The 13,800-nt window shown below is 36.8% G+C and carries 14 protein-coding genes; 6 read left to right on the forward strand and 8 right to left on the reverse strand.

Features of this window, described 5'->3' with window-relative positions:
• Window positions 1-87: 87 nt before the first annotated feature.
• The 4 genes from ACFO3O_RS17950 to ACFO3O_RS17965 all read right to left on the reverse strand — a co-directional run bounded on the left by ACFO3O_RS17950 (window position 88) and on the right by ACFO3O_RS17965 (window position 3,408).
• Complete coding sequence (locus ACFO3O_RS17950) at window positions 88-291, reverse strand: hypothetical protein (RefSeq protein WP_379981376.1); 204 nt, start codon at window positions 289-291, stop codon at window positions 88-90.
• 312 nt (window positions 292-603) lie between these two features.
• Window positions 604-2,070, reverse strand: coding sequence for a vWA domain-containing protein (locus ACFO3O_RS17955; RefSeq protein WP_379981378.1), 1,467 nt, complete (start codon window positions 2,068-2,070; stop codon window positions 604-606).
• A 215-nt stretch (window positions 2,071-2,285) separates the two neighbouring features.
• A complete protein-coding gene (locus tag ACFO3O_RS17960; RefSeq protein ID WP_379981380.1) occupies window positions 2,286-2,822 on the reverse strand; it encodes a metal-dependent hydrolase in 537 nt (178 codons plus the stop codon).
• A gap of 1 nt (window position 2,823) precedes the next feature.
• Window positions 2,824-3,408 (reverse strand): acyl carrier protein phosphodiesterase, encoded by a 585-nt coding sequence (locus ACFO3O_RS17965; protein ID WP_379981382.1) that lies wholly within the window; start codon window positions 3,406-3,408, stop codon window positions 2,824-2,826.
• A 317-nt stretch (window positions 3,409-3,725) separates the two neighbouring features.
• Between ACFO3O_RS17965 and glmM the strand changes: the two genes are divergently transcribed.
• Together glmM and ACFO3O_RS17975 are read left to right on the forward strand one after the other, a co-directional pair.
• The gene (glmM, locus tag ACFO3O_RS17970) at window positions 3,726-5,114 is read left to right on the forward strand and encodes a phosphoglucosamine mutase (protein WP_379981384.1); all 1,389 of its coding nucleotides are present in this window, start codon (window positions 3,726-3,728) and stop codon (window positions 5,112-5,114) included.
• A 129-nt stretch (window positions 5,115-5,243) separates the two neighbouring features.
• On the forward strand, window positions 5,244-5,609 hold the full coding sequence (locus ACFO3O_RS17975; RefSeq protein ID WP_379981386.1) for a GldM family protein: 366 nt from the start codon (window positions 5,244-5,246) through the stop codon (window positions 5,607-5,609).
• Here the strand turns inward: ACFO3O_RS17975 and ACFO3O_RS17980 are convergent.
• On the reverse strand, window positions 5,606-6,511 hold the full coding sequence (locus ACFO3O_RS17980) for a lysophospholipid acyltransferase family protein (RefSeq protein WP_379981388.1): 906 nt from the start codon (window positions 6,509-6,511) through the stop codon (window positions 5,606-5,608). The genes ACFO3O_RS17975 and ACFO3O_RS17980 overlap by 4 nt on opposite strands.
• Before the next feature lie 65 nt (window positions 6,512-6,576).
• On the opposite strand from ACFO3O_RS17980, the gene ACFO3O_RS17985 reads away from it, so the two are divergent.
• On the forward strand, window positions 6,577-7,224 hold the full coding sequence (locus ACFO3O_RS17985) for a rhomboid family intramembrane serine protease (RefSeq protein ID WP_379981390.1): 648 nt from the start codon (window positions 6,577-6,579) through the stop codon (window positions 7,222-7,224).
• A gap of 14 nt (window positions 7,225-7,238) precedes the next feature.
• A complete protein-coding gene (locus ACFO3O_RS17990; RefSeq protein WP_379981392.1) occupies window positions 7,239-7,922 on the forward strand; it encodes an SIMPL domain-containing protein in 684 nt (227 codons plus the stop codon).
• Between the two features lie 282 nt (window positions 7,923-8,204).
• On the opposite strand, the gene ACFO3O_RS17995 is transcribed toward ACFO3O_RS17990, so the two are convergent.
• Window positions 8,205-8,810, reverse strand: a complete 606-nt coding sequence (locus ACFO3O_RS17995; protein ID WP_379981394.1) for a hypothetical protein — start codon at window positions 8,808-8,810, stop codon at window positions 8,205-8,207.
• 108 nt (window positions 8,811-8,918) lie between these two features.
• The gene (gene rluF, locus ACFO3O_RS18000) at window positions 8,919-9,653 is read right to left on the reverse strand and encodes a 23S rRNA pseudouridine(2604) synthase RluF (protein WP_379981396.1); all 735 of its coding nucleotides are present in this window, start codon (window positions 9,651-9,653) and stop codon (window positions 8,919-8,921) included.
• Between the two features lie 135 nt (window positions 9,654-9,788).
• On the opposite strand from rluF, the gene ACFO3O_RS18005 reads away from it, so the two are divergent.
• Window positions 9,789-10,043: a DUF1456 family protein gene (locus ACFO3O_RS18005; protein ID WP_379981495.1), complete on the forward strand. Its 255-nt coding sequence runs from the start codon at window positions 9,789-9,791 to the stop codon at window positions 10,041-10,043.
• Between the two features lie 350 nt (window positions 10,044-10,393).
• Here ACFO3O_RS18005 and ACFO3O_RS18010 read toward each other — a convergent pair whose 3' ends face one another.
• Complete coding sequence (locus ACFO3O_RS18010; RefSeq protein WP_379981398.1) at window positions 10,394-11,704, reverse strand: DEAD/DEAH box helicase; 1,311 nt, start codon at window positions 11,702-11,704, stop codon at window positions 10,394-10,396.
• 118 nt (window positions 11,705-11,822) lie between these two features.
• On the opposite strand from ACFO3O_RS18010, the gene ACFO3O_RS18015 reads away from it, so the two are divergent.
• A complete protein-coding gene (locus ACFO3O_RS18015; protein WP_379981400.1) occupies window positions 11,823-13,799 on the forward strand; it encodes a T9SS type A sorting domain-containing protein in 1,977 nt (658 codons plus the stop codon).
• Window position 13,800 lies beyond the last annotated feature (1 nt).

Raw genomic sequence — 13,800 nt, forward strand, 5'->3', positions numbered from 1 at the left:
GAGGATACTATATACATTATAAAAAAAAACAGCCTGAACAGGTATCACACCATTCAGACTGTTTTTACTATTTTTAATTGTTTGTTGTTAATAACAATTACTGTTAAATGGTAGTTCACAATATTCACATCCATTTTCGGTAATCCAATTTCCACCACAAAGTCCACAGGATTCTATAGTTAGTTCGTTATATAACCAAGGGTTATTACATCGTCTCCCTCCCGTAATTGATTTTTGTGCTTTGTTGTCTAGTTTTTTTACTCCATTTATATTTAAAATGTTCTTAAGCATAATTATATAGATTATAAGATGAGTATGTCCTGATCATTTAAGACACTCAGGTTTGTGTCTATCCTTGCAAGATTGTGTAGTGTAATTCATTGTTTTATAAAATATTACATATATAAAGATAGATTTTTCATTTTAAAAAAACCATGCTTACTATTGGGTTGCTTACAATTTTAAATATTTTTAACAGTTTGATAATCAGTATTTATGATTTTCATATTTTTTTCATTATACATTATAAAAAAACAGTCTGAACAGGCACCACGCTATTCAGACTGTTTTACAGTCTCTTATTACAGAGGTATTTGTAATTATCTAAAAGCTTGAAGCTTGTTGTACTAAATCTCTAAATTGTGCTTTAAAATTATAGGAATCTGCAAGCGATGTATTGTCTAACCAATTGATGATATCACCATACGTACTTGTTCCTTTATACTCCGAGTCTCTTAAAAGCATCGCAAAGGAAGCGATACTTGCTGTAAACTGCATATAATCTGAAGATTGTGTAAAGGTATTTCCTTCGTCAAAAACATCTAATGATAGGGGAATACTCAAATCTTCATCAGGATTTTTATATCTAAAATCGATGGTGAGTGCTTTTATGTTCAGGTTTTGATTAGTTTGTGGTATAATTTCATAAATCGCAGTAATATTTTGATTAGCACCTATTTCTCCCGCATCTTCCTCGTCGTCTTCAAAGTCTTCATTATCCAATATTCTATTTTCATATCCTATTAATCGGTAGGCAAGAACATTTTCTGGATTGAACTGGACCTGGACTTTTACATCTTTGGCTACCGTAAAAAATTTACTAAAATCATAGATAAACACTTTACGTAATTGTTCAATGGTGTCTATGTATTCATAAGTACCATTTCCATTATTTGCAATTTGTTCTAAGGCAGCATCATTTAAGTTCCCGCGTCCTACTCCTAAAACGGTTAAGAAAATGCCTAAATCTCTTTTTTCTTCAATAAGAGTCACAAGGTCTTCTGTGCTGGAAGGCCCTACGTTAAAATCTCCATCGCTACCAATAATGATTCTATTATTTCCGCCCTCTATAAGATGTTGTTGCGCAATTTCATAAGCAGTAATAATCCCTTCTGCTCCTGCAGTACTTCCTCCAGAGCCAAGGCTATTAATCGCATCTTTAATCGTTTGTTTTTGACTTCCAGGGGTAGAAGGAAGGACAAGTCCCGCATTTCCTGCGTAGGTGACAATCGCAACACGATCTTGATCGGTGAGTTCATCGACAAAGAGCTTAAAGCCATTTTTAAGAAGTTCTAGTTTGTCTTCACTAGACATCGATCCAGAAACATCAATTAAGAAAACAAAATTAGATGCAGGTAACTCTGCTTCAGGAATAGGTTTTCCTTTAATACCAATCCGAACGAGTTGGTTACTTGCATTCCACGGACAGGTACTTATCTCTCCGTTTAAGTTTATGGGATGGGTCGTATCTGTATACTCATAGTCAAGATTGAAATAATTAATTAATTCCTCTGTTCGTATAGAATTTACAGGAGGTAATTGCTGACTTTCTTGAATAAAGCGTCTCATGTTAGCGTACGCAGCACCATCTGCATCGACTGAAAAGGTAGAAACCGCCTCGTCTGCGGTATTGATAAAAGGGTTTTCTATGATTTCATCATAATTGTCTCCTAAGAATTCAGCACCACCAAAATCCTCTAAAGTAGATACTTGTATGGATGTGTCGTCTGCTTCTGTACAACTTATGATACAACAAACAAATAAGAATAAAATAGATAGATAGTGTTTCATGGTATGTGTTTTATATCTATTAGAGTATAAAATCAATAAATGGTTGTGTCTGGAAATGTTAATTTATTCTTTTCGGTTAGAAGTAGGAAATTAGAATAGTGAAGTGTTTTATCCTTTTCCTATAATATGGGATCCTAAAATAGTCCTACTTTCTCAAGGACATTATACTTGCTTTGGCAAACTTGTATTTCCGGGGCAGAAGCGTAAAAAAAACCTCATTTTCTAATCTTACGTATGATATACATACTTCCCATATAAAACGCTCCAGGAACAAAGATATATAGGAGTTCGCTCATAATAACACGTAGTCCCCATTCACTAAAAAAGTTTTTAATGCCTATGGGAGATACTTGTATGGGTCTCCAATCAAAAAAATGTCGTGTGTTGTCCCAGGGTGCGAAAAAGGCAACGCCCAATCCGCCAGTGGTCATGGCATCTAGTACTGCGTGCGAAGCCGTAGCGATTGTAAAAAAAAGAACGAGAATAATTCCTTTTTTGGACAGTACAATGCTCCTATAAAAAAGAATAGTGATAGTAATTCCCAAAACAAAGGCACCTAGTAACGAATGACTAAAGCCGCGGTGTCCCCAAAATGAGTCATACGGAATGCCTATCGAAAAACCAATGACATCTGCATCAGGAAGTATAGCGCACGCCATGGAAAGAATCCAGAATTTTACAGTTCTATATTCTTTAGGCAGACTAGTTCCCAAAGCAATTGCGGCAAATGCATGACCAAATGCGGAAGCCATATTACAATTCTTTTATTTTAATGGCTACAAAAGCACGTAATTCTTCAAAAAAGGCGGTAAACTCCGCTTCAAAAGCATCGTAATGTTCTTTGAGGTCTTGAATCGCCTCGTCCATAGGAACTCTATTTTTAATACGGATATTCATATTGTAGAGAACGGTTTCGATCCCTTTTAACGTAGCATAACTAAGCAACCAGTTTTGCTTTATCATAGGAACCATCATTTTTTGAATGCGAGGTGTAAGAAGATCATAATGGTCATTGAGGAGGGCATAAAAATCGGCTACATATTCCTCTAGCGGTTGCTCGTGATATTTTTCCCAGTTTTTAGCTAAAAAATGATCGTAGAGAATATCTACAATCACACCGCTATAATGTCCGTATTTCGGATGAAGCCGCTTGGTGCTTTGCTTGGTGATTGGATGACTATCGGTATAGCTATCAATCCAACGATGAATCAGAATACCTTTTTGAATTTCCTCGGGATAGTTTAGATACTTTTTCCCTTTGATCCCATCTGCCATAAAATTGCCAATAGTGACCCTATCATTGGCTTGCGAAAGGTATATGTGGGCTAGAAAATTCATATCGTAACAAGGTACTATTTGATGTGGAATAATACTTGAAAATAACTAATATTTTTTGAGAGATATGTTTTTCGTTTTGTGTATTACCTAGACTGATGTCACATTGAGCTTGTCGAAATGCTCAGTGTATCATTTCGCGAACTTGTCTGCCGTCAGGTAGGAGCGTTACCCCTATCTTCCCATCATCAAATCGTTACTATTTACAAACTAGCATGTAAAGTAGTTCTCTTTTCTTATTTTTGCACTCCCTTATGTACGAATTCAATTATTAAAGACTAATACAATCTTTTCGCTTTCGCGAAAGCATACCAAAGACTATGACATTAATCAAATCTATTTCAGGAATCCGCGGAACGATAGGCGGTGCAACAGGCGATAACTTAACACCCATCGATGCAGTCAAATTTGCAGCTGCTTATGGCGCATGGCTTAAAAACGATCGCAATAAAGAAACCTATCGTGTGGTAGTGGGTCGCGATGCTCGCATTTCTGGAGCCATGATTCAAGAACTGGTGATGAATACGCTCATCGGTATGGGAATTCACGTGATAGATCTTGGACTTTCTACCACACCTACTGTAGAAATTGCAGTTCCTATGGAACATGCCGATGGTGGTATTATCTTAACAGCTTCGCATAACCCAAAGCAATGGAATGCCCTGAAACTTTTAAATAGTAAAGGCGAATTTTTAAATGGGGTAGAAGGGGAGAAGATCCTTGCGTATGCTGAAAATGAAGATTTCTTATTTGCAGAAGTAGATGATCTCGGGAAAATTACCGTGAATGATGCGTACATCGATTTGCACATTGATGAAGTTCTTGAGTTAGATTTAGTGGATGTAGATGCAATTAAAGCAGCAAAATTTAAAGTGGTCGTTGATGGGGTGAACTCCACGGGAGGAATTGCCATCCCTCGATTATTGGATAGGTTAGGAGTCATTCCTGTGGAATTATACTGTGAACCCAACGGACATTTTCCTCACAATCCAGAACCTCTCAAAGAACACTTAGGCGATATCTGTAAATTGGTGGTCAAAGAAAAAGCCGATTTCGGTATTGTTGTCGATCCCGATGTAGATCGTCTGGCATTTATAGATGAAACAGGCGAAATGTTTGGAGAAGAATATACATTGGTTGCTTGCGCCGATTATGTATTGAGTGAAACCAAAGGGAATACAGTTTCCAACTTATCATCCTCTCGTGCACTGAGAGATATCACTCGCAAACACGGCGGTACATATCAAGCAAGTGCTGTGGGAGAAGTCAATGTGGTGCAATTAATGAAAGATACAAATGCTGTGATTGGTGGTGAAGGAAATGGAGGTATTATCTATCCAGCGTCTCACTATGGACGTGATAGTCTGGTAGGAACTGCGTTGTTCTTAACGCATCTTGCCAAAGGGAATATGACCGTAAGCGAACTCAAAGCGAGTTACCCTCAATATTATATGAGTAAACAAAAGATACAATTAACACCTGATCTTGATGTGGATGCATTATTGGCTGCCATGGCAAAAAAGTATGCTCATGAGGATATCAGCACGATCGATGGTGTTAAAATAGACTTTGAACATCATTGGGTACACCTTCGTAAATCAAATACAGAGCCTATTATCCGTATATATACAGAAGCAGGATCACAGGAAGAAGCTACACGTGTAGCTGATGCCATGATTCAAGATATAAAAGAAGTGGCTGGTTTGTAAAAACAGCCATTAAATAATAAAAAAACCTCTTAGTGATAAGAGGTTTTTTTATGTAAATACATAAAAGATACATACAATATTTTGCTGATAAATAAGTTATTAAGAATAATAATGCTAAAAAACCATCTTATGATGCATCCAAAAAAAATAGCACTCGTCCTTCTATTCGTATGTTTTGCGGTTTCAAGTTCTTTTGCACAAAATTCAAAGAAAAAAGCAGTAGACCCCACGATGAAAGTCTCTAAAGAAAAATTGGCTCAATTTAATATGAATGAAAATGGGGATACTAACACCACCTCTTTTAAAATAAAATTTCCGGGATATCCTACCATTTCTGTAAAAGGAAATAGACTTAATAATGAAGCACTAGAACGTCTAGAATCCACAGAAGCGGGGACACGTATTCAAGTCTTTGATATTAAAGATGCCTCTTCAAAAAAAGAAGGAGCAAAAAAGAATCCGCCTCTTTTGTTTAAGGTAACGTCAACACCTTAAGTCGAACTAGCGTTGGCCGCAGATTCTTGTTTTCTACCAAGGAGTTTAAATCGTTTATGCGTCCATAAGTAATATTCTGGAGCTTCTCGTATTTGTGCGTCTAACGCTTTCGCGAAAGCGTCTGTAATTTCATAATCTGGGAACTCTGTAGGGTTTTGAGCTAGCTCAAGGAATGTGCCTTCATAGTGCCCTCGTTTTATCTTTCTCACTTTAAGATATACAATAGGCATATCTAGTTCTTTAGAAATTCGCTCTACGCCTGTGAAAAAAGGTAATTCGTGTCCTAAGAATTGTGTCCAATAATGAGACTTTGCTAATCTTGGCGACTGATCTGCTACAAAACCATACATACTCACAACACCTTCTTTTTTTTGTTGTGTCATATGTTTGGCAGCAAATTTATTGGCGATCAGTTTAGTGTTCCATCGTCCTCGGATACGGCGTGCTAAAGCATCAAAATACGGATTTTTAATTTTCTTATAAATCCCGTGGCCTGTATTCTTTACGTGTAATTGTATGGCAAAAGACCATTCGTAACTCGCATAGTGACCTAATAAAACAATTCCGCTTTTACCTCTTTTTTCTAGATCCTGAATCACCTCCATATTGGTATAGGTCATTCTTGCCTGAAGTTGTTCTTTTGAGATACTTAATGTTTTAATCATCTCTATAAACAAGTCACAAAGGTGATGGTAGAATTTTTTCTCTATTTTTTTTAGTTCCTGAGAAGATTTTTCTGGAAAAGCCGTTCTTAGATTAAATCGTACGGTTTTTTTGCGATAGCCTATCATGCGATATACAAGAATATATACCATATCTGAAAGGACATATAACACCCTGAATGGTAATTTTGATAGGATCCAAAGTAAGGGGTAAATAAGCCAATAAGCGATCGCTTGCATTTACAAAATTGTTAGAATATGATATCACAAATATAGGTATCTTTACAGCGAAATAAGAAAAAATTATGGGGGACTTACATCCAGTGACAATAGCTATTATTGCGATAAATGTGCTCTTCTCTATGAAGGGATTTAATGATTATAGTTTTAAAAGTAAATACTTATTTAATGTAGGTGCTATCCGGAGAGGAGAGCAGGTGCGTATGGTAAGCTCTGCTTTTTTACATGCCAATCCTCAGCATCTTTTTGTGAATATGCTTACGCTATACTTTTTTGCTAATCCTGTCATATATCAATTAGGTATTTTTCCATTTGTGATGGTGTATGTTGGGAGTTTAGTAATCGGTAATTTATTGTCTTATTACTTTCACAAGGATGAGTATCATTACTCAGCGCTTGGTGCCAGTGGAGCTGTTTCTGGTGTTTTATATGCGGCTATTTTATTAAATCCGAACATGATGTTAGGGCTCTTTTTTATCATCCCCATGCCTGCGTATGTGTTTGGAATAGGGTATCTCTTGTATTCTATTTATGGGATGCGTGCTCAAAATGATAACATTGGACATGATGCACATTTTGGAGGTGCGGTAGGAGGGTACCTTATTACCTTATTTTTGATGCCATCTTTATTACAAGCGCATACACTTATGGTTATTTTATTAGCCATTCCTATTATTATATTGTTTATAATGATTAAATTAGGTAAAATATAATATTCCTATTTACCATGAAATCACTACCATTATTTATATTCCTATTTACCGCTATGAGTCTTACCGCACAAACACACCCCACAGAACCGCTTGTTCACGTCACAGGAAAAGGCGTTGTCAAAGTCACTCCCGATCAGGTTGTTATTAAGGTACGAGTTGAGAGTGAAGGAAAAGATGTAGTTGCCGTAAAAAATGAAAATGATGCCTCTATCAATGCTGTGATCAAATTTTTACGATCTCAAGGATTAGCCTCTGAGGATGTGCGAACAGAATACATCAATCTTAATAAGAATTACGATTATAACAGTAAAACGTATTCATATAAGGCGAATCAATCACTTACTATCTTACTAAAGGATATCACCCAATATGAAGGAATTATCTCTGGGTTACTCAACTCTGGGATTAACCGCATAGACGGTGTTCAGTTTATGTCTTCACAAGCTGCAACCTTACAGCAAGAGGCGCGTGTAAAGGCGATTCTTGATGCCAAAAAACGCGCTGAAACCTATGCAGAAGCTTTAGGCCAATCTATCGGAAAAGCAGTAGTAATAAGTGAAGCAAGTGCCAATGTACCTTCACCACAATTGAGAAGCGCTAATTTTGCGATGGAATCTTCTGATGCGGGTGGCGAGACAATGGCACCTGGAGAGCTGTCAATTACGGTGATGATCTCTGCTAGTTTTGAGTTGAAGTAATCAATAATAGTCGTACCCGACTATGACATAAGACCGCTTCGCTGTTAGACATAAGACGTAAGACCCAATTGTTATTTATTTGAAGATTTCGTGAACCTTCGATTTCTTTTTTTGACAATGAAAAAAAGAAATGTATTCAATGCGTAATTGCTTTACTTCTGTAAGTATTTGCTAATTTATCCGAAAGAAAAATAAAAGTTAGTATAGCTCCGATGATAGAACTGTCTATCACTATTCTTACTATAGCTGCTTTCAAAAAGAAATAATTTGTAGTTAAAAACACTACTCTCTATCCACCTGATAAATTTCTTCATCCTTAAACATACGCTCAATCTCATCACGAGAGTAGCCATACATAAAGTCTCCGTAATTAGTATCCACATCTATTTCTGTGACGCCGCTTTTTAAGTTGGTCACATATTCGTTAGGAATGAGATAAATAGAATCTTCTGTGATCTCTGCTATTTTGAGGGTTGTATATTCATCATACCCTAACTTATACCTGTAGACATCACCACTTCTAGGGCTTGTTATATACTCGTTATAAGTAGCACTTTCAACCTTAGACTCATAGGTAAAGTAGGCAACTAAAAGTACCACAATGATCACTCCAGAAAATTGCCAGAAAGGAAGTTTGGTATCCCTTTTTGTCTCCTTATACGCTCTACGCATAGATTCTGGCATGTGCTTCGGTTTTAACTCATCTCCACAGTTTGTACAACTTGAGAATCCTTTTCGAGAATACGGAAATACAGGAATCCAAAACACGTGAAAATGACTGCTAAAATAACTAAAGGCTATGTTCCCTTGTTTTTCGCAATTGTTGCATTTTACAGTTCTGTTTTCAACAGTTTTTAAGTGGACGGGTTTGGTGCCGTAAATAATCATAGTGTGATGGTGGTGATGGTTATGATAGAGGTAAATATAAGAGAATTATATTTTATTTGTTATCCTCTATTTTCTTACTTAAAACGAACCCTTTATCTGTATTAAAATTTACGATTCATGCGTCTTCGCCGATTTTTCTACGAGTCTATTGATTTCGTTTAGTTCTGCTTTGGTAAGGTCGCGCCATTGACCTACAGGCAGGTCTAGGGAAACATTCATAATCCTATTTCGCTTTAAGCGCACCACATCATAGCCCAAATATTCACACATCCGTCTAATCTGACGATTTAATCCTTGTGTCAAAATAATTTTAAAGGTAAATCGGCTCAATCGCTCTACTTGACACTTGCGCGTAACGGTATCCAAAATAGGCACACCATTACTCATTTGCTGAATAAAAGACGGAGTAATGGGTTGGCTAACCGTCACTTCATACTCTTTTTCGTGATTATTACGAGCTCTTAAAATCTTATTGACAATATCACCGTCATTGGTCATGAAAATAAGACCTTCACTCGGTTTATCGAGTCGTCCAATCGGAAAAATACGTTTTGGATAGTTGATAAAATCGATGATATTATCTTTCTCTACACGGGTGTCTGTGGTACAGACAATACCGACAGGTTTATGAAACGCCAAGTACACAAAATCTTCTTGATCTGGAGAAACGACCACCCCATCAACCGCTACTTTATCACCTTCAACCACCTTTGTACCCATCTCAGGAACTTTCCCGTTGATGGTCACACGACCCTGATCAATCAGCTTATCTGCGGCTCTTCTGGAGCAGTAGCCCACTTCACTTAAGTATTTATTAATGCGTGTGGTTTTTTGTTCTTCCATAGATGACAAAATTAAGAGATTTAATGGTTTGCTGTTCGCTTTCGCGAAAAAATATACAGACTTGCTAAATAACAAAAGATTTCTACCGATGAGTTTGCATTATATTTCCGTACTTTGCTTTTCAAATTCTAGATGATGGCACTTACCAACAATGATATCTTTAAAAAATTACGAGTAGCACACAAACTACGTGATGATGATATCGTAAAAATTTGTGCGTTAGTTGATTTTAAAGTAACCAAAAGTGAGTTAGGTGCTATTTTCCGTAAAGAAGATCATCCTAAGTATGTGGAGTGTGGCGATCAGTTTTTACGTAATTTCTTAAACGGCTTGGTCATTCATTTACGTGGACCAATGCCTGCTAAGAAAGATAAGCCAAAGGATTCTTAGAGTTTTCAGTAGCAGTTTTTAATTGATAGTAAATAGTTGAAGCTTATTTTTGAAATCGAAATCGAAATCGAAACTGAAACCAAAAAAGAAGATTTTGTGATTTGAGATTTGCTTTTTTTGAGAATGGTTGTTTGTATATTCTCATATTTTAGCTATGCACTTCGACAAGCTCAGTGTGACAATTAGTAGAAACTTTCTACATTACAGACTTTCCTTTTTCGGCTTAGCTCAGTTTTAGTCTCAGTATTCAGTAGCAGTAATCAGTTTACAGTAATCGCATTTAATTTTTTCCTCTTTTGAATTTAGGATTTGAGATTTAATTTTTTTTTGAGATTTGTTATTTCAGTAATCTATGCTCTCTTAATACGAATCTTCGTTTTCTTCACCCGTGCATTGTCTAGTTTCTTAAGTAAATAATGCACTTCTGTCTTATGTACAGCCACATAAGCAGTATCTTGTTTGAGTTCAATTACACCAAGTTGTTCCTTAGCAATTCCTCCTTGTTTAAAGAAAAGTCCAGCGATATCTCCTTTTGAGATTTTGTCTTTTCGTCCTCCAGAGATTTGAAGCGTTTCCCAAATCGAAGCTATAGGTGTGTCTTGATCGAGTAGATACTCTTCTTCCATAGTAGGCATAAAATCAGGTAAACGTTCGTTACGCCAATGTAAGACATAGGCAACCCCATCAGAGTGCATTCTTGCAGTACGTCCGTTACGGTGTGTAAATTCTTCTTCTCGCAAGGGTAAATGGTAATGGATAATAAATTTGATGTCTGGAATATCAATACCTCTAGCAGCTAGGTCGGTAGCGAGTAATAATTGATGGGTGCCATTTCTGAATTTCAATAATGACAACTCCCGATCGCGTTGCTCCATGCCGCCATAAAAAGAACCATGTGCGATTCCACAATCCGAAAGGTATTCACTGATTCGCGCAATGGTATCTTTAAAATTGCAAAAGATAATCCCTGGCTGATTTCCAAGGTGTCGCAATGCCTTTTCTAAGGTAGCGAGCTTGTCTTTTTCTGGAGAAATAATGGCTTTAATCTCAAGCCTTGAACTTCCCTGATGTAAATAATCGACAACTACAGGCTTGGCTACCCCTACAAAAGAAGGAATGTCGATCCCTTGTGTCGCTGAGGTTAGCACCTTTTTTGAAAGTTGCGGTAAGTAGCTGATGATCTCTGTCATTTCTCCTTCAAAACCAACTTCTAGGGATTTGTCAAACTCATCTAAGACGAGTGTTTTAATATATTCGGTAGCGAAGGTCTCTCTTCGCAAATGATCGGCGAGACGTCCTGGGGTTCCAATAAGAATGGCAGGTCTGTGTTTAATAGCTTGTCTGTCGGTATTAAAAGATTGTCCTCCATAGGCAGCATGTATTTTATACCCTGTTCCCATGGTACGCGCCACTTGTTCTATCTGTGTGGCAAGTTCGCGAGAAGGCACCACAATAAGTAGCTGTACCTCTTGAATACTAGGATCCAACTCTGCAATGACAGGTAATAAAAACGCGAGTGTTTTTCCTGTCCCTGTAGGAGAGAGGAGTACGACTTCCTTGGAGGCATGTATGGCTAATTGCGCCGCTTCTTGCATCTCATTAAGGGTCTCTATCCCTAGTTTTTCTAATATCTGCTGCTGATTTTTTTGGTCACTTATCATACTGCAAAGGTACTATGATTCACTTAGATATAGATATGTTAAAAAACATAATATTAACGCAACCTTTCATGAGTAATCAAGTCTTTACTAATATATTGTAATACTATAAACAATGTCTATGAAAAATAATTACATCTTCCTTTCTATTTTTATCCTGCTTTTTACATCGTCTACTCTGTTTGCACAAAATGGAGTATGTGCAGACATAGATCAGTTATGCTTGACCACTGAAATCAACATTTTTCCTAATTGTTTTAATGGAGCAAATAATTGTGAGCCTTCTGCAGAAGTAGGTCCTGATTATGGTTGTTTGGGCTCTCAACCTTTTCCAACGTGGCAATTTATAGAAATAACTGAATCAGGTGATTTGGTTTTTCAAATCAGTCAAAACACAAGTTTTGATGAAAGTGGATCTCCTACAGGAACGCTTCTTGATGTTGATTTTATTATCTGGGGGCCTTTTGGAGAAAATAATGAGTTATGTGATTATGATAATTTGCAAAGTGCGAATACGGTCGATTGTAGTTTTTCTGCAGCAGCAGTAGAAGTAGCAACAATACCTAATGCTATGGTAGGCGAACGTTATGTATTATTGATTACAAATTTTAATCAACAACAAGGGTTTATTAGAGTAGAACAATTTGAAGGGGATGGAGTAACTGCATGTACTACAGATATAGACACTACTTTTGAAGCCTGTCAAGGCGACTCTTTAGAGCTATTTGCCTCAGTGACTACCGCTTTAAATTACCAATGGTTTGTATTTGATGGGAATGTGTATGTAAGTATTCCCGATGAAACCACCCCTTTTCTAAATGTAATACAAGAAGGTATGTATCGTGTTTCTTATACGCTAGAAGATGATACGATAGTAGAGGAAGATTTAACTGCAATTTTTAATTCGATCCCACCTATTGCGACTCCATCCGATTATAGTATTTGTGATGATGACGGTGATGGCTTTGCAGAGTTTATGCTTTCTTTTAAGGATACAGAAATTATAGATGGAGTAGAAAATATAAATGTATCGTATTTTGAAACTGAGCCTGATGCTTTTGCGAATGTGAATCCATTAGTTGATTTATATACAAACGTTACCCCTTTTTCTCAAACCATTTATGCAAGAGGAGAAAATAGTGAAACAGGATGTTTTGCAGTTGTACCTTTAAACCTAGTCATCCTTGATGGGCCAACTAATATTGGTGAGATTCCTGATCTATCACTCGATGATATAGGTAATGATGGCGTTGAAGTTTTTAATCTAACAGTTAATGAAGCTCAGATTATAGGAACACAAAACCCAGCAGATTTGACACTTACCTATCACACGACACAAAACGATGCATTAAGCAATACCAATCCTATTGTCACTCCGTCTGCATACACTAATACACAGAACCCGCAACCTATTTATGTGCGATTAGAAGGTGTCGGAAATGGTTGTTTTGTAACCGGAGATTTCCTTCTTATCCTTTCTAGTGCTTTTACAGATAGCGATGGTGACGGGATTCCCAATATAGATGAAGATCTCAATGGGAATGGTGATTTAGAAGATGATGATACTGACAATGATATGATTCCTAACTACCTAGATGAAGATGATGACGGAGACTCTGTCAATACGAGTATAGAAATAGAAGGCATTGGAGCAGGTTTTACAGCTCAAGATTTTATAGATACTGATAATGATTTAATAGAAAACTATTTAGATAACGACGATGATGGAGATGGTATCCCAACCATCAATGAAGATTACAACGGTAATGGTTCACCACTGGACGATGATCTAAATGACAATGATATTCCAGATTTTCTAGATCCAGACGTTGCATTAGCTGTCTCAGAAGAAGTATTTGCAAACCTAAAACTCTATCCGAATCCTACTTCAGATATTTTACAGATACGTACTTCGTCTCTGGTACAAGAAGCAACTGTAACGATTTATACAATTCAAGGGAAGCTTATCGCAACCTACACATCAGAGATGTCTGATCAAACGATGAGTATTAATGTTTCGACACTAGCAAATGGTGTTTATTTTGCCCAAATAGAATCAGGCAATAGACAAGTGACCAAACAATTTATAAAAAAATAAA

This window comes from Dokdonia ponticola (assembly GCF_042653865.1).
GTDB lineage: Bacteria > Bacteroidota > Bacteroidia > Flavobacteriales > Flavobacteriaceae > Dokdonia > Dokdonia ponticola.